The sequence below is a fragment of the Nonomuraea sp. N2-4H genome, assembly GCF_045291505.1.
GTDB lineage: Bacteria > Actinomycetota > Actinomycetes > Streptosporangiales > Streptosporangiaceae > Nonomuraea > Nonomuraea fastidiosa.
The window spans coordinates 8,870,264-8,893,376 of the sequence record NZ_CP147987.1 but is presented as its reverse complement, the minus strand read 5'-3'; the positions used below and the strand labels follow the sequence as shown (position 1 = coordinate 8,893,376).

The 23,113-nt window shown below is 71.0% G+C and carries 12 protein-coding genes and 1 pseudogene; 4 read left to right on the top strand and 9 right to left on the bottom strand.

Features of this window, described 5'->3' with window-relative positions; translation table 11 throughout:
* The first annotated feature begins 458 nt into the window (after positions 1-458).
* Positions 459-2,234 carry a ThiF family adenylyltransferase gene (locus WBK31_RS41130; RefSeq protein ID WP_406674138.1) on the top strand — a complete coding sequence of 592 codons (1,776 nt, stop codon included), beginning with the start codon at positions 459-461 and terminating at the stop codon, positions 2,232-2,234.
* Positions 2,235-2,296: 62 nt separating this feature from the next.
* The gene (locus WBK31_RS41125) at positions 2,297-3,643 is read left to right on the top strand and encodes an ABC1 kinase family protein (RefSeq protein WP_378785141.1); all 1,347 of its coding nucleotides are present in this window, start codon (positions 2,297-2,299) and stop codon (positions 3,641-3,643) included.
* Positions 3,644-5,642: 1,999 nt separating this feature from the next.
* Here WBK31_RS41125 and WBK31_RS41120 read toward each other — a convergent pair.
* The 5 genes from WBK31_RS41120 to WBK31_RS41100 form a co-directional block, all read right to left on the bottom strand.
* Positions 5,643-5,807 (bottom strand): hypothetical protein, encoded by a 165-nt coding sequence (locus WBK31_RS41120; RefSeq protein ID WP_364069099.1) that lies wholly within the window; start codon positions 5,805-5,807, stop codon positions 5,643-5,645.
* 66 nt (positions 5,808-5,873) lie between these two features.
* A complete protein-coding gene (locus WBK31_RS41115) occupies positions 5,874-6,143 on the bottom strand; it encodes a WhiB family transcriptional regulator (RefSeq protein WP_364069097.1) in 270 nt (89 codons plus the stop codon).
* 130 nt (positions 6,144-6,273) lie between these two features.
* Positions 6,274-6,540 (bottom strand): hypothetical protein, encoded by a 267-nt coding sequence (locus WBK31_RS41110; protein WP_364069095.1) that lies wholly within the window; start codon positions 6,538-6,540, stop codon positions 6,274-6,276.
* A 113-nt stretch (positions 6,541-6,653) separates the two neighbouring features.
* The gene (gene tesB, locus WBK31_RS41105; RefSeq protein ID WP_364069093.1) at positions 6,654-7,523 is read right to left on the bottom strand and encodes an acyl-CoA thioesterase II; all 870 of its coding nucleotides are present in this window, start codon (positions 7,521-7,523) and stop codon (positions 6,654-6,656) included.
* Between the two features lie 842 nt (positions 7,524-8,365).
* Positions 8,366-10,411 carry an ATP-dependent DNA helicase UvrD2 gene (locus WBK31_RS41100; RefSeq protein ID WP_364069091.1) on the bottom strand — a complete coding sequence of 682 codons (2,046 nt, stop codon included), beginning with the start codon at positions 10,409-10,411 and terminating at the stop codon, positions 8,366-8,368.
* Positions 10,412-10,598: 187 nt separating this feature from the next.
* Here WBK31_RS41100 and WBK31_RS41095 point away from each other — a divergent pair, with 187 nt between their 5' ends.
* Together WBK31_RS41095 and WBK31_RS41090 are read left to right on the top strand one after the other, a co-directional pair.
* A complete protein-coding gene (locus tag WBK31_RS41095; RefSeq protein ID WP_364069089.1) occupies positions 10,599-11,459 on the top strand; it encodes an alpha/beta hydrolase in 861 nt (286 codons plus the stop codon).
* A gap of 76 nt (positions 11,460-11,535) precedes the next feature.
* Complete coding sequence (locus WBK31_RS41090; RefSeq protein ID WP_364069087.1) at positions 11,536-11,784, top strand: mycoredoxin; 249 nt, start codon at positions 11,536-11,538, stop codon at positions 11,782-11,784.
* Between the two features lie 154 nt (positions 11,785-11,938).
* On the opposite strand, the pseudogene nudC reads toward WBK31_RS41090, so the two are convergent.
* The 4 genes and pseudogenes from nudC to WBK31_RS41070 all read right to left on the bottom strand — a co-directional run bounded on the left by nudC (position 11,939) and on the right by WBK31_RS41070 (position 23,026).
* A pseudogene (nudC, locus tag WBK31_RS41085) lies at positions 11,939-12,908 on the bottom strand (NAD(+) diphosphatase).
* Positions 12,909-13,553: 645 nt separating this feature from the next.
* Positions 13,554-16,838, bottom strand: coding sequence for an ATP-dependent helicase (locus tag WBK31_RS41080; RefSeq protein WP_406674137.1), 3,285 nt, complete (start codon positions 16,836-16,838; stop codon positions 13,554-13,556).
* Positions 16,753-20,019: an ATP-dependent helicase gene (locus tag WBK31_RS41075; protein ID WP_406674136.1), complete on the bottom strand. Its 3,267-nt coding sequence runs from the start codon at positions 20,017-20,019 to the stop codon at positions 16,753-16,755. The genes WBK31_RS41080 and WBK31_RS41075 overlap by 86 nt, the downstream gene beginning before the upstream one ends.
* A 259-nt stretch (positions 20,020-20,278) precedes the next feature.
* Positions 20,279-23,026: a CDP-glycerol glycerophosphotransferase family protein gene (locus WBK31_RS41070; protein ID WP_364069079.1), complete on the bottom strand. Its 2,748-nt coding sequence runs from the start codon at positions 23,024-23,026 to the stop codon at positions 20,279-20,281.
* Positions 23,027-23,113 lie beyond the last annotated feature (87 nt).

Genomic DNA, 23,113 nt, shown 5'->3' with positions numbered 1-23,113 from the left:
TTGAGGGTGATGAGCACGACTCCGTCGTCTTTGCGATCAACCAAGAGCTCGTTCATGCGGGGAGCGTAACTTGCAGGGGTCCCGTAGGCAGGGGGTTCCGTAGGTAGGGGTGCGCGCGAGATTCGGGTACGCGCGGATGCGCGCGGGAGTCGTCACCACAGGTGCATGGGGAGTCGTTGGCGTCGCTAGCACGGGCGCACGGGGAGTCGCTGGCGTCGCTAGCACGGGCGCACGGGAAGTTGCTGGCGTCCTTAGCACGGGCGCACGGGGAGTCGTGGGCGCAGGTGCACGGGAGTCGTTGGCAGGGGTGCCGCAGGGAGGCCATGGGTCCGGGACGGCACGACCGGTTGGCGGATTATCCACAGGCCGCTCCGCGTGTAGTCAGTTATCCACAGTCCGTGGCGAAGTCCCTCCTGATCTTGGTCTGACGTGGAAACTTTCCCGGCATGAGGCCACGTGTGAAGCCCGCTCTGCGGCACCTCTCGCGCGACGAGACCACCGTCCAGTTCGGCACGCATCCGCTCAGAGCGGTCATGTTGAGCGGCCTGAGCGAGCGCGTGCGCAAGTGGATCGCGAGTCTCGACGGCACGCGAGACCTTCAGGCCGTGCTGCAGGATGCCGTACGTGCGGGGCTCGATGAGCCGCGCGCCCGGTGCCTGATCGACCACCTCACCGGCCAGGGCGTGCTCCACGACGCCTCGGCCGCTCCTGGGTGCCTCGGTGAGCTGCCGTTGGCCCAGCGCGACCGGCTCAGGCCCGACCTCGACGCCCTCGACCTCGCCTCCAGCGCGCCCGACGGGATGCTCACGACGTTCGAGCGCCGCCGCAGGGCGCGGGTGCGGGTGTACGGTGCCGGCCGGGTCGGCGCGCAGATCGTCGCCCTGCTCGCGGCCGCCGGGGTGGGCACCATCCGCGTCCTCGACCCTGATCCCGCCCGTCCCTGCGACCTCACGCCAGGCGGGCTGACCTGGGCGGAGGTCGGCCTTCCCCGCGAGGCGGGCGCCGTCGCCGTGGCCCGCCGCCTCACCGCAGGCGACCCGCCTCCGCCGTCCCAGTTCCAGGCCCACGACGCGGTCCGGCCCGCCCCCTCCCCCGCCGTACCGACCGTGTCGGCACGCTTCCCGCAGGACTCAGTGGTGAAGTGGGGCGGCATCACCCCGTCCATCGCCGACAAGGCAGCCCAGGCCATGGGCAGCCGCTCTGACGCACGGCAGGCCGGAGGGCCTGCGGCGCGGCCCGCCAGGGGAACGGCACAGAAGCCAGGCCGGGGAACCGCACAAGAGCCGGCCGAAAGCACGGCGCAGGGACCGACCGGACGGAAGACACAGGGACCGCCCGGACATGAGCCACAGGAACGAGCTGGACGGAAGACGCAGGGACCAAGCGCAGAGACGGCGCAGACCCCAGACAAAGGGACGGCACAGACCTCAGACACACGACCGGCACAGACCCCGGACACGCGAACGGCACAGGTCCCGGACACGCGAACGGCACAGGTCCCGGACACGCGAATGGCACATGTCCCGAACACAGGGACCGCACAGAACTCGGTCACGGCGAGGGGGCAGAGCCCGAACAGAGGGAGAGCGGAGAAGGGAGGCGAAGCGAGGAAGCCGGAGAGAGGCGCAAGAGGTGCAAGAGACGGACGAAGGGCCTACGGGCCGGTCGGAGTACCTCGTGTCAGCGCGTACGAGCGGGAGCTGGGTGAGGAGGCATGCCGGCCGACGGTCAATGTGCTCGCCGGAGGGCCGTATCTTGGGGACAGGACAGATCGGCCTGACCTCGTCATTTTGGCGCCGGTCACACCCCTCGACGGGGTGCTGGTCAATGAACTGATCGACTACGACATCCCCCACCTTCTCGTATCCGCCTTCGAGGGGCACGGCGCGGTGGGCCCGCTGGTCCTGCCAGGGCTCACGGCGTGCGTTCACTGCCTCGACCTGGCCCGGCGCGACCGCGATCCGGGCTGGGGCATGGTCACGGCGCAGCTGGGCGGCTATCCGCCCGGTGAGATCGCCTGCGACGTGGCGATGGCGGGTGTCGTCGCAGCGGGGGCGGTGGGGCACGCGCTGGCGTTCCTCGACGGAAGGACACCCACTGTGACCAACGGCACATTCGAGGTAACGCCTGATTGGCAGTGGATAAGAAGATCGTGGGTGATACATCCGCAATGTCGCTGTATGCGAAACAAACGGTATTCGCTAAGAATGGTCATGGCACCCAACCGTGACTGACGTGCTCAAAGGATGATCACGAAGGGGGGAAGCGGTATCTCGCCGAGGTTCCGCGCATCAGTGTGAACGATCTCCCGCGCCGTGCCGTCACGCGCTCGGCCAAATTGGCCACCCTTCCGCTCGGTTTCGCCGGCCGCGCCGCCCTCGGCCTGGGCAAGCGCATCGGCGGCAAATCAGCGGAAATCGTGGCCCAGGAGGTGCAGCAGCGTACTGCGGAGCAGATCTTCAAGGTGCTCGGCGAGCTCAAGGGCGGGGCCATGAAACTGGGCCAGGCCCTATCGATTTTCGAGGCCGCGCTGCCGCAGGAGATCGCCGGGCCCTATCGCGCCACGCTGACCAAGCTCCAGGAGGCCGCGCCGCCGCTCCCAGTGGCGACCGTGCACAAGGTGCTGGCCGAGCAGTTGGGTGACGATTGGCGTCAGCACTTCCAGTCGTTCGACGACCAGCCGACCGCCGCCGCCTCGATCGGGCAGGTCCATAAGGCCGTCTGGCACGACGGCCGGGTGGTCGCCGTCAAGATCCAGTATCCGGGGGCGGGCAAGGCGCTGCTCGGCGACTTCGCGCAGCTCGCGCGCCTGGGCAAACTGTTCGGCGCGCTACTGCCGGGGCTCGACATGAAGTCCGTGCTCAACGAGCTGCGCGAGCGGATCGCCGAAGAGCTCGACTACCTGCGCGAGGCCGAGGCGCAGCACGCGTTTGCGCTGGAGTTCAACGGCGACCCCGACTTCTACGTGCCCGACGTCGTCGCCGCCAACGAGATGGTGCTGGTCACCGAGTGGATGGACGGCACGCCGTTGTCGCGCATCATCGCCGAGGGCACCCAGGAGGAGCGCAATCGGGCGGGGCTGCTGTTCGTCCGCTTCCTGTTCTGCTCACCCGCGCGCGTCGGGATGCTGCACGCCGACCCCCACCCGGGCAACTTCCGCATGCTCGACGACGGCCGGCTCGGCGCGCTCGACTTCGGCGCGGTCAACCGGCTGCCCGACGGCTACCCCAAGGCGTTCGGCCAGCTCACCCGGATCTTCATCCAGGGTGACATGGAGACCGTGATGGCCGGGCTGCGCCAGGAGGGCTTCATCCGCGAGGGCGTCGAAGTCGATCCCGACGCGCTGCGCGCCTTCCTCGCACCGTACGTGGAGCCGACGGCGGTCGAGGAGTTCACGTTCAGCCGCGAGTGGCTGCAGGCGCAGGCGGCCAGCGTGACCGACCTGCGGCCTAACAACGTGGTACGCCAGCTCAACCTGCCGCCCTCGTACGTGCTCATCCACCGCGTTCATGCGGCCGGCGTCGGCGTCCTCTGCCAGCTGGGCACCACGGCCCGCTTCCGCGACGAGGTGATCCGCTGGGTCCCGGGCTTCGCCGACGACGCCGACCCCAACCCAGATGATGAGGCTTTGGCCATCGGCTAGCTTCGAAGCCACACGCAACCGCCCACCCGCTCGGAAGCGGCCGCCGGTTAGTGCCGCTCACCTGGACGAACGCGCCCTCCACCGGTACCGCCCATGGGAATAGGCCGCCGACCGGTACCGACTCCGCGGAAAACAGGCCGCCGACCGGTACCGACTCCGCGGAAAACAGGCCGTCGAACAGTACCGGCTCTGCGGAAAACAGGCCGTCGGACAGTACCGGCTCTGCGGAAAACAGGCCGTCGGTCGATGCCGATCCCGCGCAACGCGCCATCGGCTGATGCCCACTTTGCGGGAACGCGCCGCCGATCGGCGTCAGCCTGCCCAAAAGCACCCTCAACCGGTACCACCCCCGGAAGCGGACCGCCGGCCGGTACCGACTCCGCGGAAAGCGGGCCGTCGGACAGTACCGGCTCTGCGGAAAACAGGCCGTCGGTCGATGCCGATCCCGCGCAACGCGTCATCAACTGATGCCCACCTTGCAGGAACGCGCCGCCAGCCGATGCCCACCCTGCGGGAACGCGCCCTTGATCGGCGTCAGCCTGCCCGTAAGCACCCTCAACCGGTACCGCCCCTGGAAACGGACCGTCGGCCGATGCCCACCCCGCGCAAACGCGCCATCGACCCATACCGACCCACCCCGAAACGCACCGCCGATCGGCGCCAACCTGTCCGAAAGCGCCCTCGACCGGCTGCCTTCCCAGCCGCCACTGCCTCTGTGGCCAGCCGCCTGTCAGATCTCCTTGGCACCCGGCAGCGCGCCGGCTCACCCCGACCGGCCCACCCCACCTCTCCACCCGGATGCCGGCCCGTTTGGCGAGCTCCCGCCAGCCCCAAACGGTGGGCCGTAACAGAAGCCGGACGATGGGCCGCCAACTCGACACGTGCGCGTGAGCGTTGAGCAGCCGGCATTCGGCAACTCATTACTGTGAGCACGTATATGATTGCTGTGCGTTACCATAGCTGGAGGTTCTGTGAAGGGAATCGTGCGCCTGCTCGCTGCCGCCGTCCTGACCGGCACGGGGTTGCTCGTAGTCGCGCCCGCCACGAATGCGGCCGTTGATCCCGCTGCCGTGCTTGGATGCGTGAGATCCAACCTCGGTGAGATCACCGCCGTCGTGGACCCCTCATACCAGGGCTTTCCCGTCCAGCTCCCCTTGGTGCGTTGCGCTGCCCCTTGAACCCGAGCCATCGGACAGAGAGCAACGGTGGAGACTTGGCAGGTGTCGGGATGCTGCAGCCAGGTGCGGCGCAAGCGATGGATAGCGAGCGCCAGGCCGCTGCGGTTGGAAGCGACGTGTGGTTGCGGGCCAGGCCTGAAACGCTGATGTGGGCTACGAATAGCACCGAAGCAAGACGGGCAACGGGGTTCTGACGCTGGAGCGCCGGAGTCGGTGTGTGGATCAGTGCCCGGAAAACGAACCTGGGGTCGGCGTGGCGGCCAGCATTCGACCACAGGGCCCAGGGTCGGGGCGAGGATCAGCGCCGGCGGGCGAGATCGGGGCCGAGGCCAAGACCAGCCCCAGCAAGGGAGAACGGAGCCAAGGCCAAGACCAGCCCCGGCAAGCGAGAACGGAGCCAAGGCCAAGACCAGCCCCAGCAAGCGAGAGCAGGGTCGGTTACGACTCGGTGTCGGCGAACGAGACGAGGACCGGAGGCGAGTTCACGCTGGCACGCAGGGTCGAGCTCGCTCACGGAACGACATCGGCGCAAAAGGCCGGAGCTGGGTGCCGGTCAGCGTCCGCAAGTAAGACCCGGGGGCGAGTGCGGGTTCGGGTTGAAGGCCGACCCACCCCTAATCCCCGACGCACCGTTCAAGTGGGATCGGGCTGCCGCTCTTGGTCACGCGGGTACAGGCAGTGGGATTGAAGGGCGGGCCGGCGTTCAAGGGGAGATTGGGTGCTCAGTGAGCGAGAGGAGCCGGGCGCTTGCCCGCGCCCGGCTCCTCTCCTCTTCACGGATCCGACAGGGAGATCCTGCGCCGGCGGCAGGATCTCCCAGGTCAGAACTCGCGGCTCAGCACCCTGTGGAGGCGCTCGTTCGCGCGCTTCACGTCGCGCCGCGCGCGCCGCAGGCGCTGAACGCGGAGGACGAGGCGCTGCTCCGCCGCCTCCTTGTGGAGGGTTTGTATTCGGTCACTCACCAGGTCATGGATGAGATGCGGCACTGCGAGACTCCTCGTCGACTGGTTCCTCATGGTGACGTACTCCTTGCTTTCAGCAGGTGCGGTGTGTCAGGCAGCGACCGGGTGCTTGCGGGGACGCCCGCGCGGACGCTTACGGGGAACGATCGTTCCCCTGAGGATGAGCTCCCCGCCCCAGACGCCCCAGGGCTCCTCGCGCTCGAGCGCGCGCTCCAGGCAGGCCTTCTGGATCGGGCAGCCGCCGCAGAGTGCCTTGGCGAACTCGACGTCCTCAGGCGACTCGGCGAACCACAGGTCGGGGTCGGTACGACAGGGGATCTTGGCTTCGTCGATCATGTCCATGATCGTCTTCGCCCCCATCTGCTTCTCCTTTTGTTCGATCTGTTTGATCTTGGTCGGACACCTCGTAGGTGGTCGGAGATCACGGACAAACAAGAAGGCCGCGGATCCAAGTCTGTGGATCCGCGGCCTGGGGGCTGCTGTAAGCCGGTCAGGTTATGACCGGAGCATCCCGCCAGGGTTGCGGACCGCACAGTCCACCCTTGGTGAGCTGGTAGGCCGGCAGTTCGATACGTCCCGCGTAGACAGGAGCGCCTTCAGCGGCCACACCAGAGTGAGCTCGCGCAAAGAAGGCGGCGGCGGCCTGACGACGGGCAGACTTCTCCTGCCGCAGCTTGGCGGCATCGGCCAGCGACACCACCGAGTTACGGCACGCAGAGGCGAACCACGGCGTGGCAGACATCTCGATGCTGATCACTGGGGTTCACCTCCACTCATGGGATCGTCGGAACAAGGCTGTCCGACTCGCTTGACCAAGACCCTAAACCCGGTTGCCAGGAACGGGCAACATATTTTCTACCTGCGATTTCATCACTTTGTTCGGCGGATCATGGCCTCCTGCACGACCGAGACCACGAGTTCGCCGGACGCGGTGAACATCTCGCCTCTCGCCAGCCCCCGGGCCCCCGCTGACCACGGGGACTCCTGAGCATAGAGCAGCCAGTCGTCGGCCCTGAACGGGCGGTGGAACCACATGGCGTGGTCGAGCGAGGCGCCCATGATGTCGGATGCGCCCCAGGCCATGCCGTGCGCGAGCAGGATCGTGTCGACGAGGGTGAAGTCGGAGGCGTACGCGGCCAGCACCACGTGCAGGAGCGGGTCGTCGGGCAGGTCGGCGTCGTAGCGGAACCACACGTTGGTCTGGGCGCTGCGCAGCTCGGGGTTGAGGTGCGCCTCCCAGGTGAGCGGCGAGGCGTAGCGGGCGTCGACGGGCCGGGGGCGTGCGGCCCACTCGCGCAGCTCGGGGTGATCGCCGACGAGCTCGAACATGCGGTCCTGGTACGTCGGCAGCGTCTCGGGGTCGGGCACCTCGGGCATCACGGACGCCTGGTGGGAGACGCCCTCCTCGTCGATGTGGAACGACGCCGACATCGTGAAGATCGCCTTGCCGTGCTGGACGGCCACGACCCGGCGCGTGGTGAACGAACGGCCGTCGCGTACCCGCTCGACGTTGTAGACGATCGGGATGGAGGGGTCGCCCGGCCGGATGAAGTAGGCGTGCAGGGAGTGGACGTTGCGGTCTTTGGGAACGGTACGGCCGGCCGCCACCAGAGCCTGGGCCGCCACCTGACCCCCGAAGACCCGCTGGATGCGCTCTTCCGGGCTCCTGCCGCGGAAGATGTCGAGCTCGATCTGCTCAAGGTCGAGCAGGTCCAGTAGCTCTTTCAGCGCTTCGTTCACGTGTCGTCCCCCCTGGGTTTTCCGGTCCTGCGACAAGTGTGACGTGCCGGTCAGACCGGAGCGAAAGCGGGCCGGTCGGTTCGCCGGAATGATGCCGTAGTTCCGTTTCGCCCCTGTTACGCCCCTCCGGGTCCGCCCTTGCGTCCGTCCGTCCGGGGTTGCGGGTGCGGGCGTCCGGCGGCTCTTTGTTGCGGTGTCTTGCGGGTTTCCGTTGTGTGTGTTCGGCGGCTTTCCGTTGCGCGCGTTCGGCGGGTCGCCGTTGTGGCCGTCTCAGGGGTTTCGTTGCTCCCGTCCGGCGGGGGTTGCGGGTGTGCCCCCTGTTACGTCTGTCTGTCGCGGTCCTCGCCTATCCGTAACTGACCTTTCGTGAAGGGAGGAGCGTCTGCGGGATACGCCCTCGGCCAGTCGGGCGGAAGGGGGTGAAGAGCTCACGGTGGATGAGAGCGGGTGGCGTGTGGCGATGGGGGTGGCGTGTGGCGATGGGGGTGGCGTGTGGCGATGGGGGTGGCGTGTGGCGGTGGGGGGACGAATGGCGCGTCGGCTCACGGTCGGCAGGCTGCGGCCAGCGGTCAGCGATCGGCGGCCTGCGGCCGATGGGCCCGGCCGACGGACCGTGGTGGGCGGCCTGCGCCCGGAGGTCCCCGGGCTGTGGTCCCCGCTCTGTGGTCTCCGAGCTGTGGTCTCCGAGCTGTGGACTCCAGCCGGCGGCCTGCGGCCGATGAGCTGCGGCCGGTGGACCACAACCAATGGACTGCGGCCGGTGGACCACAACCGATGGCCCCGGTCGATGAGCTGTGGCTCGGTGGAGGAGGGCCGGGTGGGCCGTGGTCAGGAAGCCGCGGTCAAGAGGCGCGGCACAAAGCCAGGACGGCTTCGCCGTACCGGTCGATTTTGACCTTGCCAACGCCCGCGATCGCCCGCAGCTCCTGCTCGGTCGCCGGCGCGCGCTCCGCGATGGCCTGGAGCGTGACGTCGGTGAAGATGACGTACGGCGGCACCTTCGACTCCTTGGCGGTGGCCGTGCGCCAGGACTTGAGGCGTTCGAGCAGGGCCTCGTCGTAGTCGGCGGGGCAGGTGGCGCAGCGGCCGAGCTTCTGCTCGGCGGCGGCAGTGAGCGTCTTGGCGCAGACCCGGCAGTTGACGGGCGCGGCCACCTGGCGGCGTTCGCGAGCGGAGGGCGCGACGCGGGGCGCGGAGGGGGCGCGGCCGGTGAGGCCGTCGAGGAAGCGGGACGGCCGACGGCTCTTGCGGCCGCCCGGGGCCCTGGCCAGCGCCCACGAGATCGTCAGGTGCTCCCTGGCGCGGGTGAGGCCGACGTAGAGCAGGCGGCGCTCTTCCTCGATCTGCTCGGGCGTCTCGGCGTAGATGATCGGCAGCATGCCGTCGGTGACGCCGACGAGGAAGACGGCGTCCCACTCCAGGCCCTTGGCGGCGTGGAGCGAGGCGAGGGTGACGCCCTCGACGGGCGGGGCGTGCTGCTCGGAGGCGCGGCGTTCGAGCTCGGCGACGAACGCGGGCAGGTCGGCACCCTCGGCCGCCATGTCCTCGGCGAGGTCGGCGAGCGCCTTGAGCGACTCCCACTTCTCCCTGGCCTTGCCGCCGCCGGGCGGCGTGGGGGTCAGGCCGATGCCGCCCAGGATGTGGTGGACCTCGGAGGCCAGCGGCTCGCCGGAGTAGGAGCGGGCGGCGCCGCGCAGCAGCACCACGGCCTGGCGGACCTCGGGACGCTCGAAGAAGCGCTCCGCGCCGCGCAGCACGTAAGGGATGTCGGCTTTGGCCAGCGCCTCCTCGTACGCCTCCGACTGCGAGTTGACCCGGAACAGCACCGCGATCTCGCGCGACGGCACGCCCTTGTCGATGAGCCTCCTGATCGCGCGGGCCACGTCGGCGGCCTCGGCGGGCTCGTCATCGTACTCCTTGAAGGCCGGCTTGGGGCCGTCGGGGCGCTGAGCGACCAGCTCGAGGCGGTGGGGCGAGTTGCCCTTGGCGATGACGAGGTTGGCCAGGTCGACGACCTGCGGCGTGGAGCGGTAGTCGCGGACGAGCTTGATGACGGTCGCGTTGGGGTAGTCGACGGCGAAGTTCGTCAGGTAGCGGGGGCTGGCGCCGGTGAAGGAGTAGATGGTCTGGTTGGGGTCGCCGACCACGCACAGGTCGTCACGCCCGCCGAGCCAGGTGTCGAGCAGCAGCTTCTGCAGCGGGTTGACGTCTTGGTACTCGTCGACCACGAAGTAGCGGTACTGCTGGCGGATCTGCGCCGCCACCTCCTTGTGCTCGGTCATGACGGCGGCGGTGAGCTCGAGGATGGTCTCGAAGTCGACCAGGTGGCGCTCGCGCCTGATCTGCTCGTACGCGTCGTAGACGTCGGCGAGCTCGGCCGGCTTGATCGGCGGCGTGCGGTGGTGCTTCGCCGCGGCCTCGACGTAGTCCTCGGGCCCGATCTGGGTGACCTTGGCCCACTCGACCTCGGAGGCGATGTCGCGCAGCTCGGCGCGTTCGGTGTTCCTGCGCAGCCGGCGGCACGCCTCGGCGAGCACGGGCAGCTTCGACTCGATGACCGACGGCGCCTCGCCGCCGATGACGCGCGGCCAGAAATAGGTGAGCTGGCGCAGCGCCGCGGCGTGGAACGTGCGGGCCTGCACGCCGGGCGCGCCCAGCGCGCGCAGGCGCTGGCGCAGCTCTCCGGCCGCGCGAGTGGTGAATGTCACAGCCAGCACGCTCTGGGCGTCGACGACGCCGCTGCGGACCGCGTACGCGATGCGGTGGGTGATCGCCCTGGTCTTGCCCGTCCCCGCGCCGGCCAGCACGCACACGGGACCGCGCACGGCCTCGGCGACCGCACGCTGCTCGGGGTCGAGCCCGATCAGTACGTCGTCCGCGTTGTTCACCCCTGAATCCTCCCAGCCGCTGGCGGTGCCAGACTTTATTCTGGCAACATGCGCCCCGACGTATGCTCCTAGTCACCGAGATGCAAGAACTGGTCTCTTCCCCAGAATGGGGCCGACCATGTGCATGGGGGAAAGGAAGGCCGTGCGAACTGCGGTTTGTGTGAGCGCCCTCGCGCTCGCTGCCGTTGTGCTCACACCCGTCGCCGCGAGCGCGTCGTCGGGAGATCCCTCCCCGCTGCCCACGGTGCACAACCCCCTCGATCCGCAGGGGCTCGGCGGGTTATCGGTCGAGACCGTACGCTACGGCTCGCACCGCCGCCAGAACATGGACGTGTGGTGGACGCCTGACGGTCAGCAGCGCCCTGGCGTCTTCCTCATCCACGGCGGCTGGTGGTCGAGCGGCGACAAGAAGTACATGAAGGAGATCGTCCGCGGCTACGCCGAGCTGGGCTACACGGTCTTCAACCTCAACTACCGCCTGTCGGGCGACGCGCCCTGGCCCGCGCAGCGCACCGACGCGCTGGCGGCCATCAGGATGGCGCGCAAGCACGCCGACAGGTGGGCCTTCGACCCGAAGAACTACGTGCTGGTCGGGTTCTCCGCCGGCGGGCACATCGCGGCCTCGGTGGGCACGTACGGCGACGGCATCAGCGGCCTGAAGGGCGTGGTGGGGCTGTCGCCGATCATCTCGCCGCTGCGCGCGTACTCCGACGGGGCGAAGTCCACCGATCCGAACAAGCGCCGGCTGCGTACGGCGGCCATCAAGCTGGCCGGCGGCTGCGCGCCCAAGGGCAAATGCTCGCGGGTCTGGGCCAGCATGGAGGTGGCCTGGCACGCCAGCCGCAAGGACGCGCCGATGCTGACCGTGCACTCCAAGGACGAGTTCGTGCCGCCGGTGCAGAGCCAGCTGCTCAAGCGGATGCTCGGCCAGGTGGGCGTGCCGGTGAAGGTGCTGACCGCGCCGGGCACCAACCACAGCTCGCCGCTCTACCGCGAGCCGGGCGTGGCCGAGCGGGTGCAGGCTTGGATCGCGGAACGCATCGGGTAGGAATGCGGGATTAAGCAGACGTTCCGGGTTGTTGCACGGATCGCCTGATTTCCTGACCTTGGAGGGATTTCCCAACATGGCGCTCACGGTCTACAGCACCACGTGGTGCGGCCCCTGCAAGCGGCTCAAGGCGCAGCTCACGCGCGAGGGCATCGCGTTCGAGGACATCGACATCGAAAGCGACCCGAAGGCCGCCGAATTCGTCATGAGCGTCAACAACGGCAACCAGGTGGTGCCGACCGTGGTCATCGAGACCCCGAAGGGGCGCGTCGTGCGGACGAACCCGTCGGCCATGGAGGTCAAGGCCCTGCTCGAAGCGGCCTGACATACGCACCACCGGTCTGATCACCCTCACCACCGCCCGGCGCGCGCCGGTCATCGCACCCCTGCGGGCCTGACGCGCGCCTACCGGCTCACCGGCGGTCCAGCGGGCGCTCCGAGCCACCTCTCCATGGCATGGACGCGCGCCCCGGATCGCCTCACCAGTCACCGATCAGCTCACCGCCGTACCACGTCTCGATCAGGCGGCGAGCGATCGACACCGGCGGCGGCAGCCGTAGCTCACCCGCGTCCAGAGCGCGGGTCAGCTCTTCCCGCGTGAACCAGTGCGCCTCGGCGATCTCGTCGGCGTCGGGCCGCAGCTCGGTGGTGGTGGCCTCGGCGAAGAAGCCGAGCATCAGGCTGCGCGGGAACGGCCAGGGCTGGCTGCCGAGGTAGCGCGGGTTGGCGACGGTGATGCCGACCTCTTCCGCCACCTCGCGGATGACCGCCGCCTCAAGCGACTCGCCGGGCTCCACGAACCCGGCGAGGATCGACAGCCGCCCCTCGGGCCACTGGGGGCCGCGGGCCAGCAGGCAGCGGTCGTCGGCGTCGCGTACGAGCATGATGACGGCCGGGTCGACGCGCGGGAAGTGCTGGCTGCCGTCGCTCGGGCACACCCGGACGTGACCGCCCGCCTGCACGTCGGTGCGCGTGCCGCAGCGCGGGCAGAACTCGTGGGTGGAGTGCCAGGCCTCGAGGGCCACGGCGTGGACGAGCAGGCCCGCCTCGCGGTCGCCGAGCAGCCCGCCGACCTGGCGCAGCCCGGCGGGCACCGGCCTGCCGTCAGGGGCGTCGCGCAGCGTCATGGGCGTGGTGAGGCGGCCGTTGACGTCGCCCCCCGGCAGGCCGGGCAGCGGCGCGGCCACCGCGAAGTAGGCGACCCCGTCCTCGACCCCCAGGAAGTAGCGCAGGGCCAGGCGCGTCGGCCGATGAGTACAGCACCGCGTGGATCTCGTCGTCCGTGCGCCGTACCAGCGTGTGGCCGTTGTCGATCACCAGCACCCTGGTCGCCGGATCGGACCACGCCTGTTCCAGCCACCCCTCGTCGGCCCGCAGCGCGGAGGATCTGTCGATGGTCCCCCGCGCGAGAAGCAGTGGTCCGATGAGCTTGTCTTCCGCGGTCTGCACTGGCCGCCCCCTCCCGAAGTCCCTGTCATCCTATGACCTCGCAGTTAGCCGGTGATTACAGAACCGGCACCTCACGATGATCTCGGGCGGGCCGACATCAACAAGTGGGGTTGCCTTACCAGAGCTGGAAGTGCCTTCGCGCTGCGGCTCTACCTGACCGTGCTCTGACCGACCGGCTCCGTGACGGACGGTTTCCCGCCTGCGGCGCGGGCGCTCGGCTGCGAGGTGACGATCCTCACCGGCCGAGCCGGCCCGCGACCTGCTCGCCCGCCGGGGCGAAGGCGCTGGGCCGGCCGCTCGCGCCGTCGGACCTGCCGGCGGGCGCGCCGCTGCCGGCCAAGGCGAACCCGGGCGTGCGCTGGGCCAGGGCCGCCGATCATGTGCCGATCGCGAGCCCCCTCGCATGATCGGCCCGCCGCGTCCAGGAGCCCGCTGCGCGGCTTTCCGAGGTCCCCGCCTACGTCTAAGCGCTGGACGAGCGCGCGGCGGCCGTACGGCGGGCTCTAGGGGCCACGGAGCTGTACTACGCGGTCAAGGCCGACCCCGATCCCGAGCTGCTGCGTGTGCCCCGCCGCTCACGAGGTGTCGGTCGGCTCTGCACCCCGAAAGAACGTCCTTTACCCGCATGCGGGTGAAGGACACACCTCATGCACCCGAAGCCGGCGTTTCATCATCTTCGAGCCTGACCTTCTCGATCAGGGCGACCAGGCCGTCGGCGTCGAGCAGGTCGATCGGGCGTACGGTGCGGTTGTCGCGTACGTAGTGGAAGGCCGCGCCCACCTCTTCCAGCGGCACCTCCGCGAGGTGCGACCAGGCCAGCCGGTACGCCGCGAGCTGCACAGCCGCCGCCCGCTGCGCCTTCTTGCCCCGGGGCGGCGCGCCGGTCTTCCAGTCGACGACCTCGTAGCCGCCGTCGGGCCGCTCGAAGACGGCGTCCATCCGGCCGCGCACCAGCCGGTCGGCGATCATCATCTCGAACGGGATCTCCAGGTCGATCGGCCGCCGGTCGGCCCACTCGCTCTGCTCGAAGCGCTCCTGCAGCTCCGCGAGGCGCACGTCGGCCTCCTCCGGCTCCTCGTCGAAGAGCTCGAAGTCGTCGATGAGCCGCTGCTGGTCCCACCGGGTCTCCAGCCATTTGTGGAACGAGGTGCCGCGCCTGGCCAGCGGCGCGGGCTTGAGCGGCACCGGGCGGCGGATCCTGCGGGCCAGCTCGCGCGGGTCGGCGGCCAGCGTCACCAGCGACGACACGGTGAGCTTCTGCGGCAGCTCGACCGTGGTGGCCGGGCGGCGGCGGTGCAGCTCGCGCTCGCGCAGCAGCAGGTCGGTGTCGCGCTCCCAGGCGCGCAGCCGCTCCTCCTCGTACGTCTTGAGCGCCTCGCCGCCCTCCTCGTCGGCGAGCGTGCCCGCCAGCGCGTCCTCCACCAGGCGGGCGCCGTCGAGCACCGACTCATAGCGCAGCCCTTCGGGCGTCACCGGCCAGGTGGCCTCGGCGGGCTCGGCGAGCAGCGGGTTGGTCGCGCCCTCTGCGGGCTCTTCGGCCCAGACCGCGACGCGGTCGGCGGTGTCGCGGATCTCCAGCAGGAACTCCGAAGGCTCCAGCGGCTTGGTGGCGGTGCCCCAGCGGTAGCCGGAGGCGATGAGGTGGTAGTGGGCGCGGGTGACGGCGACGTAGGCGAGCCTGCGCTCCTCCATCAGGTCGCGCTCGCGGCACTGCTCGTCGAACGCGGCCAGCTCCTCCTTGCTGAGCCCGCGGAGCCGCGGCAGGTCGGCGGCGTCGCCGCGCAGCGGGTACGGCAGCTTGCGCGGGTTCTCCGTCCAGCGGCTGTTCATGACCGGCGTGGCGGGGAAGATGCTGCCGGTCGCGATCGTCCCCTTCGAGCTGACGAGCTGCGACAGGCCCGGCACCACCACGACCGGCCACTCCAGGCCCTTGGAGGCGTGGACGGTCATCAGCTTGACGCTGTTGCTCTCGCCGACCCGGCCCGCCTCCAGCCCGAACTCCTCGGTCTCGGCCGCCTGGAGGTAGGCGAGGAACGCCCCCAGCGTCGGGTCCTCGGCGTCACCGGCGAACCTCGACGCCGCGTCGATGAAGGCGTCGAGGTCGGCCCGCGCCGCGAACGCGCTCGCCGTGCCGCTGCGGGCCGCCACCTCGATGTCCAGCCCCAGCCTGCGCTCCACCTCGGTGATCAGGTCGGGCAGCGGCTGCGCGGTGTGGGCGCGGAGCTGGCGCAGCTCGTGCGCGAGCGCGACCAGGCGGGTGCGGGCCAGCGGCGAGAACGGCTCAAGCCACTCCTCCCGCTCGGGCAGCTCGTCCAGCGCGTCCACCAGGCTGCCCCGCTCTTCGGCGAGGTCGGCCACCACCTGGTCGAGCGGGTCGTCGGCGCGGCCGCTCTCGCTCAGCTCGCGGGCCAGCGTACGCGCGTGCTCCCCCAGCACCCGCAGGTCGGCGGGGCCGATCCGCCAGCGGGGGCCCGCCAGCAGCCGGGCCAGCGCGTCACCGGCGGTGGGGTCGTACAGAACGCGCAGGGTCGCGACGATGTCGCTCACCTCGGGCACGGTCAGCAGGCCGCCCAGGCCCACCACCTCGACCGGGATGTCACGCTCCTCCAGCGCCCTGCGCAGCACGGGGAACTGCGAGCGCTTACGGGCCAGGATCGCGATGTCCTGCGGCTGGATGGCGAGCGTCTTCTTGCGCTCCTTCTCACCCCACGGCAGGCCGTCGGGCGCCGTCTCCTGCCCGAGCAGCCCCGCGATGCCGTCGGCGATCCACTTCGCCTCGTCCTCGGCGGTCTCGTGGAAGGCGCAGGTGACCCGGCCGCGCTCCACCCGGTTGGGGCCCGGCACCAGCACCGGCACCTCGCGGGCCTCCATGCGCAGCGGAAGCTGCACGCGGGCGGCGACGTCGAGCACCCGGTCGCCGTTGCGGAAGCTCACGCTGAGCTGCCGCACCGGCGCGGGGTCGCCGGTGGCGGTGCGGAAGTCGCTGGGGAAGCGGCGCAGGTTGCCCGACGACGCGCCGCGCCAGCCGTAGATCGACTGGCACGGGTCGCCGACGGCGGTGACCGGGTGGCCGCCGCCGTAGAGCGAGCGCAGCAGCACGAGCTGGGCGTGGCTGGTGTCCTGGTATTCGTCGAGCAGCACCACGTGGTAGCGGGACCGCTCGATCTCGCCGACCTCCTTGTGCCGGGAGGCGATCCTGGCCGCCAGCGACATCTGGTCGCCGTAGTCGATCACCTCGCGGGAGCGCTTGAGCCGTTCGTACGCCTCCACCAGCGGCAGCAGCTGCTCGCGCGCCGCCTGGACGGCGACGGGCCTGCGCTGGGCCTGCGTCGTCCTGCCCGGCAGCGCCGCCAGGCGCTCCTGCAGCCACTCCCCCACCCGCCGCACGTCGGCGGGCGTGCGCAGGTGCTCCGACAGCTCACCGGCCAGCTCCAGCAGGGCGGCGGTGACCGAGGGCGGGCCCAGCTCGATCTTGTCCATCGGCCCGTCGTGCATGGCCACCACCCGGGAGGCGAGCTGCCACGACACGGCCGGGGTGACCAGGCGCATCGTCGGCTCAAGCCCCTCGCGCAGCGCGTGGTCGGTGACCAGGCGGGCGGCGTAGGCGTGGTAGGTGGAGACGGTCGGCTCGCTGTCGAGCGCGCCCGGCTCGACGAGACCGGCCTCGGCCAGCCCGGCCAGCCGCTCCCTGACCCGGGTGGCCAGCTCGGCGGCGGCCTTGCGGGTGAACGTCAGCCCCAGCACGTTCTCCGGCTTGACGAGGCCGTTGGCGACCAGCCAGACCACCCGCCCGGCCATCGTCTCGCTCTTGCCCGAGCCCGCGCCGGCCATCACCACCATCGGCTCAAGCGGCGCCTCGATCACCGCGGCCTGCTCGGGCGTGGGTGGCAGGATGCCGAGCTTGCCGGCGAGTTCGGCCGGGGTCAGCACACCTGCCCCCGCTGTCGTTGACCGGGCAGCTCGCCTTGGCCGCGCACGTGCGGCAGCCGTCGTTGACCTTGGCCTGGAAGAACGGGCCCGACATGCCGATCGCCACCGTGTCGACCAGGTCTTTGGCCCAGCCGGGGTCGTCGTCCTCGCCCAGCGGGCGCTGCTTCTGCTCGACCGCGTCGTGCTTGCCCGCCGCCTTGCCGAGCTGCACCAGCGCCGCGCCGCCTGGCTCGGTCATGCCGTGCCTGGCGAACGCGCCGAGCAGCGCCGCGAGCTGGTAGACGCCGAGCTGCGGATGGCGGTCGATGTCGCCGGCCTTGGGCTTGGAGCCGCCCGTCTTGAGGTCGATGATCACCGCGCGGCCCTCGGAGTCGCGCTCGACGCGGTCGACCCGGCCCTTGATCTGGACGCCCTCCGACACCATCGCCGTGAACGCCTCCTCAAGGGCCACCAGCTCGCGGGGATTCTCCTTATGCCAGCGCAGGAAGCGGCCGATCATCTGCTCGGCGACCTGGCGCTGCTTGCGGTTGTACCAGACGCCGCCAAAGTCGAGCTCGTTCCAGATCTGGTCGAGCCGCTCGCCGAGCAGGTCCTCGCTCGGCAGGTCGGTGGCGGCGAGCACCGCGAGCGCGTGGATGACGTTGCCCAGGCCCTGGGCCGTGCTGGTGCCCGCCGCGCCGACCGCCGTCTCCAGCAGCCAGCGCAGGCCGCACTTGGTGAAGCTCTCCACCGCCGACGGCGAGATGCTGACGACGCCGCCGGGCCAGCTCAGCGGGCGGTCGTCGGAGATGGGGGTGAGCGCGTACCAGTCGTTGGGATGGGCGCCCTGCACGCCTGCCGCGGCCAGCCGGGCGAGCTGCTGTGCCGCCTTGCGGCGCATCGTGCGCGGCTTGGTCGGGTCGGTGACCGCGCTGCGCAGGTCGGCCACCAGTGCCTGCATGTTGAGCCAGCGCGAACGGTCGTCGACCGTGGCCGGCTCGACCCCGCCGGGCATCAGCTCGGTCAGGAACCGCGAAGGACGCTCGTCGGTGTCCTCGCCGCCCACCGCCGTCACCACCAGGCGGCGCCTGGCCCTGGTGACCGCGACGTAGAACAGCCTGCGCTCCTCCGCGAGCAGCTTCGAGGTCAGCGAGGCGGCGTTGGGCTCGGCGCCTCCCGCCACCTCCACCAGGTCTTCCACGCCCAGCATGGAGCCGCGCAGCCGCAGGTCGGGCCAGACGCCCTCCTGGACGCCCGCCACCACCACGACGTCCCATTCGAGGCCCTTGGCGCGGTGGGCGGTCAGCACGCGTACGGCGTCGCCGTCGGGCGCGCGGTCGGCCAGCGTGTCGCCGGGGATCTCCTGGGCCGCGAGGTCGTCGATGAACACCTCGGGGCCCGCCATCGGCATGCGGTCGACGAACCGCGCGGCGTGGTCGAACAGCGCCACCACCGCGTCGAGGTCGCGGTCGGCCTGCGCGCCCCTCGGGCCGCCCTGCAGGCTCAGCTCGCTCCAGCGCTCGGCCAGGCCGCTGCCCTGCCAGATCGTCCACAGCAGGTCTTCGGCCGTGCCGCCCTGGGCGGCTGCCTTGCGGGCCTCGCTCAGCAGCTTGCCGACGCGCTCCGCCGGCAGGGCGACGTGGGGCTCGAGGCGGGTCAGCTCGCGGACGTCTTTGATGGCGGCGACCAGCAGCTCGCCGGACGAGCGCGCCTTGGGCGGCCCCTGCGGCTCGTCCTCGTCCGCACCGGTCTCCTCTCCTGTGGCCTGCGCCGCCTGGCCCGGCAGGTCCGCGAGCGCGGCCACGGCCTCGTTCTCGGCGATCTTGAGTGCGCGGCGCAGGCGGCGGACGCCGAGCATGTCGGTGCCGCCGAGGGGGCCCGTCAGCAGCTCCTCGGCCACCGACTCGTCGAGCTGGGACGGATCGAGCGCCACCCGCAGCATCGTGAGCAGCGGCCGCACGCCCGGCTCCTGCGCGATCGGCACCTCGTCACCGGCGATCATGGTGGGCACGCCGGCGTTGGTCAGCGCCCGCCGCAGCAGCGGCACCTGACGGCGGGCCGAGCGGACCAGCACGGCCATGCGGTGCCAGGGCACGCCGTCGATGAGGTGGGCGCGGCGCAGCGCGTCGGCCACGATCGCGGCCTCCTGGCTGGTGCTGTCGGCCAGCAGGACCCGCACCTCGCCCGGGTCGGCGTCGGGCAGCGGCGCGAGGTCGCGGTGGCCGTGGCGCTGGTCGTGCTCCGGGGCCGGGGCGACGGGCAGCTTGGCGGCCACCCGCCGGGACGCCTCCAGCAGGTCGGCGCCGCTCCTGCGGCACACCCGCAGCGCCACCACCGGCGCCTCGCGGCCGTCGCGCGTCCTGAAGCGCTCGGGGAACCGCATGATGCCCTGGACGTCGGCGCCCCTGAACCCGTAGATCGACTGGTCGGGGTCGCCGACCACCACGAGGTCGCGGCCGTCGCCCGCCAGGTGGGCGAGCAGCCGCTCCTGGGCCGGGTCGGTGTCCTGGTATTCGTCAACGAAGACCGCGTCGTGGGCGGCGCGCTCGCGCTCGCGCACCTCCGGCCGGTCGAGCAGCGCGCAGGCGGCGCCGATCAGCTCGGCATAGTCGTAGGTCTCCTCCGGGGCGAGGTCGAAGCGGTCTTGGTAGCGCTCGGCGAAGCGGCCCGCCGCCACCCAGTCGGCCCGCCCGTGCAGCCGGCCGAGCGCCACGATGTGCTCGGGGTCGAGGCCCCGCTCGTACGCGCGGGACAAAAAGTCGCGCAGCTCCTCGGCGAAGCCCCGGGTCTTGAGCGCCTCGCGCAGCGAGGCGGGCCAGCCGGGCGCGCCCTGCTCCAGCTCGCCGTGGAGCAGCCGCCGGATCTCCAGGAGCTGCTCGGGGCCGGTGAGCAGGCGCGGCGGCTCCTTGCCCGCCAGCAGGGACTCGCGGCGCAGCAGCGCGTAGGCGTAGGAGTGGAAGGTCAGCGCGAGCGGTGTGCGGGTGGTGCGGCGCAGGCGGCTGGTGACGCGTCTGCGCAGCTCTTCTGCGGCCTTGCGGCTGAAGGTGAGGATGAGCACGCGCTCGGGGTCGAGGCCGCGCCGCTCGATCCTGTCGACCACGCTCTCGACGATCGTGGTGGTCTTGCCGGTGCCGGGGCCCGCGAGGACGAGCAGCGGGCCGCCCTCGTGCTCGACCACGGCACGCTGGTGCTCATCGAGCACAGGAGGCGCATCGGGCCCCCCGCTGCCTCGTCGCACCAACCGCCAGGTCTGAGCACTCACAGCACTAGATTCCACCAGACCACAGGGGTAGATCGTGCCGACTTGCCCGGTCTCCCTCAGCGATCCGCCTACGGTATCGAGGCAGATACCGGTTTTTCTCGTGACACGCCGGGCGCCGTGTTCGCCGTCGGCGTCAAACGGCGGCACTCACAAAGAAGAACGGCCCGGGGCTCGTGCCCCGGGCCGTGACGCCGTCACGTCATGAGAACAGGTGGTCCACCACGCGCGCCGTGGCCTTGCCGTCGTCGCGCGGGGCGAACGTGGCGCGGAAGGCGTCGTAGCGGTCGGCGTGTGCGGCGGCGACCTCGTCGATCGACCGCAGCGCCTCCACCACGTCGGCCGACGTCGCGAGCACCGGCCCCGGCGCCTGCTCGTCCAGGTCGAGGTAGAGGCCCCGCTTGTTGGAGTACTTCGTGCGGTCGTAGGCGTACAGGACGATCGGCTTGCCGGTGGCGGCGAAGTCGAACATGACCGAGGAGTAGTCGGTCACCAGCACGTCGGCCACCAGCAGCAGCTCCGCGATGTCGGGATACGTGGTGACGTCGCGGGCGATGTCGGGGACGGCGGGCATGGCCTGCATCGGGTGGGCGCGTACCAGGATCTCGTGGTCGGCGCCCAGCGCCTGGCGCGCCTTGGCGAGGTCGAGCTTGACCATGGCGTTCTTGCGGTCGTAGTCGCGGTACGTCGGCGCGTACAGCACGACCCGCTTGCCCTCGGCCAGCCCGAGCCGCTCGCGCACCGCCGCCGCCCGCGCCTCGCGGTCGGGCGCGTTGAGCACGTCGTTGCGCGGCAGCCCGCTCTCCAGGATCTCGCCCTTGTAGCCGAACGCCTTGCGCAGCACCTGCGTGGCCCACGGCGACTGCGACAGCAGCAGGCTCCAGCCGCGCACCTCGGCCGCCTGGCGGTACCAGATGGGCGGCCTCGGGTCGCGCTTCATGTGAGCCTGGTCGCCGCCGATGAGCTTGGCGGGGGTGCCATGCCAGGTCTGGACGACCACCTGATCCTCGCGGGCGCGGAACCAGGCGGGCAGGAACGCGTTGGTGACGATGTGGCGCGACCTGGCCAGCGCCTCATGGTGCTCGCGGCTGCCGGCGCGGATGACCTTCGCCGGGCCCGGCGGCACGAAGGCGCCGTCCTTGACGATCCACACGTGCTCGCCGTCGTCGCCCCTGCGCACCCGCTCCTCGTAGATGGCGCGCACGCTGTCGGCGTAGAGGCGGCCGTCGTTGACGACGTAGACCGTGGTGTCGCGCAGCGGCTCGCTGCGCTGTGCCGGGTAGAAGACGCGGCGCAGCACGTGGGTGCCGGCGACGCCGCGCTCCTCGGCCGGCCTGTCCTCCTCGACGGTGATCACCGGCACGTCGAAGCGGGTGGAGATCATCCGGAAGACGTGGCCGCCGATCGTCCGCGGGTCCTCGTCGAGGCCGGGCAGCGCGGCGTGGTCCATGCGCAGCGGCACGATCTCGCCCGACGGGTGGCGCAGCGACATGTTCCACGTGCCGGACGCGAGCGGCACGGGCTCGCCGAAGCGGTCCATCGCGGCGGGCTCGACGCGTACGGTGAAGTCGGCGCCGGAGCGCTCCATCGGCAGCTGGTACGACAGCCCGGACCGGTGGCGCAGCGTCAGCGTGCGGGGGCCTTCCGCGTCGGGGTAGTGGCCGCGCAGCACGAGCGCGGAGCCCTCCCAGACCGCCGAGGAGATGATCGGCCTGATGCGGTGGGCGGAGACCACGACGCGATCGCGGCGGTCGCCCAGCACGGTGATCTCGCGGTCGCCCACGATGGAGCGGGTCTCGGCGGCGCCGGCCAGCATGACGGGAGCCGCCGGGTCGCCCTTGGGCTCGACCCAGAGCCGCCGGCCGTCCTTCTCCTGGAGCAGCGCGGGCACGGCCAGCCCGACCACGACCTGCGTGCCGTCGCCGGACGGCGTGAAGTCGGCGGCGATGCGGTGGCCGCCGAGCCTGGCGTGGCCCTTGGTGACCTGCCGGCCCGGCAGGAAGATCTTCAGCTCCAGGCGCTCGCCGTCGAGCTCCACGGACTTCAGCTCGGCCCTGTTGGGCTGGAGCACGACCTGCAGCGCGCGGTCGGACGTCCAGACGGGACGCAGCCACCAGCCCGGCTTGACGTTGAGCCCGGCGGGCCGCTCGGGACGGCCGATGGAGGAGCCGCGCAGCAGACCGGTGGCCCGCGCGCCACGGCTCCAGAACACGATCTCGGCCCGCCACGTGGTGGCGTCGGGCACGCCGGGACGGTGACGCATGCGCCGCCGTACGCCGTGGACGAAGCCGCGCACCGCGCCCCGCCAGCGCAGCGGCCACGGGTTCAGCTCGGCGGTGAAGCCGGACCAGTCGTAGTTGCAGCCGGGCTCGCGCGCGCCGTGGGTGGCCTCGGGGGCGAGGACGCGGCGGGTGCGCATGCGGACCGGCGGCAGCCAGCGCGGGCCGCGCAGCACCACGGTCGCCCAGTTGAACCTGCGGCTGCGCACCGACAGGCCGGCCAGGTAGGCGTAGCCGCTGACGCGCAGCTTGCCGTCGGCCCAGACGATGTCGTCGATGTGGGTGACCGGCACCAGGTCGGCGCGGCGCAACCGGTAGAGGTCGGGCGGCAGCTCGTCACGGAAGGGCAGGTCGGCATACCAGCGCAGGCCCTTGCGGATGCGCTTGGACGGTTCGGCCGCCGCCGTGACCACCTTGAGCAGCGTCTCGCCCTCGACGAGCTCCTCGTCGGGACGCGTCTCTATCAGGTGGACGATGAGACGACGCGCGACCGGCAGATCGCGTTTGACCTTGGGGTCGACGCCCGCGAGGTACGGGCGTACAAGATCGAGCATCTCGCGCCGACGCGCGGCGCCGCGCTTGACCGCGAGGTCGATACGGCCCCCGAGGGGACCGCTCAGCACCTCGGTGTCGAACGCCGCGTCGCGACCGCCGGGGCCGACCGCTCGCATGACCGCTTCGAGAGGCTCACCACGATCGCAGAGATCCTGGACAGCCTTCAGGCGGTCGGCGAGCGAGTCGCCACCCTGGCTTCGGGC

Coding starts and splice junctions, on each gene's coding strand:
- WBK31_RS41090 (WP_364069087.1), top strand. CDS start 11,536: ATGGCGCTCACGGTCTACAGCACCACGTGGTGCGGCCCCTGCAAGCGG.
- WBK31_RS41115 (WP_364069097.1), bottom strand. CDS start 6,143: ATGGGGGCGAAGACGATCATGGACATGATCGACGAAGCCAAGATCCCC.
- WBK31_RS41070 (WP_364069079.1), bottom strand. CDS start 23,026: ATGCGAGCGGTCGGCCCCGGCGGTCGCGACGCGGCGTTCGACACCGAG.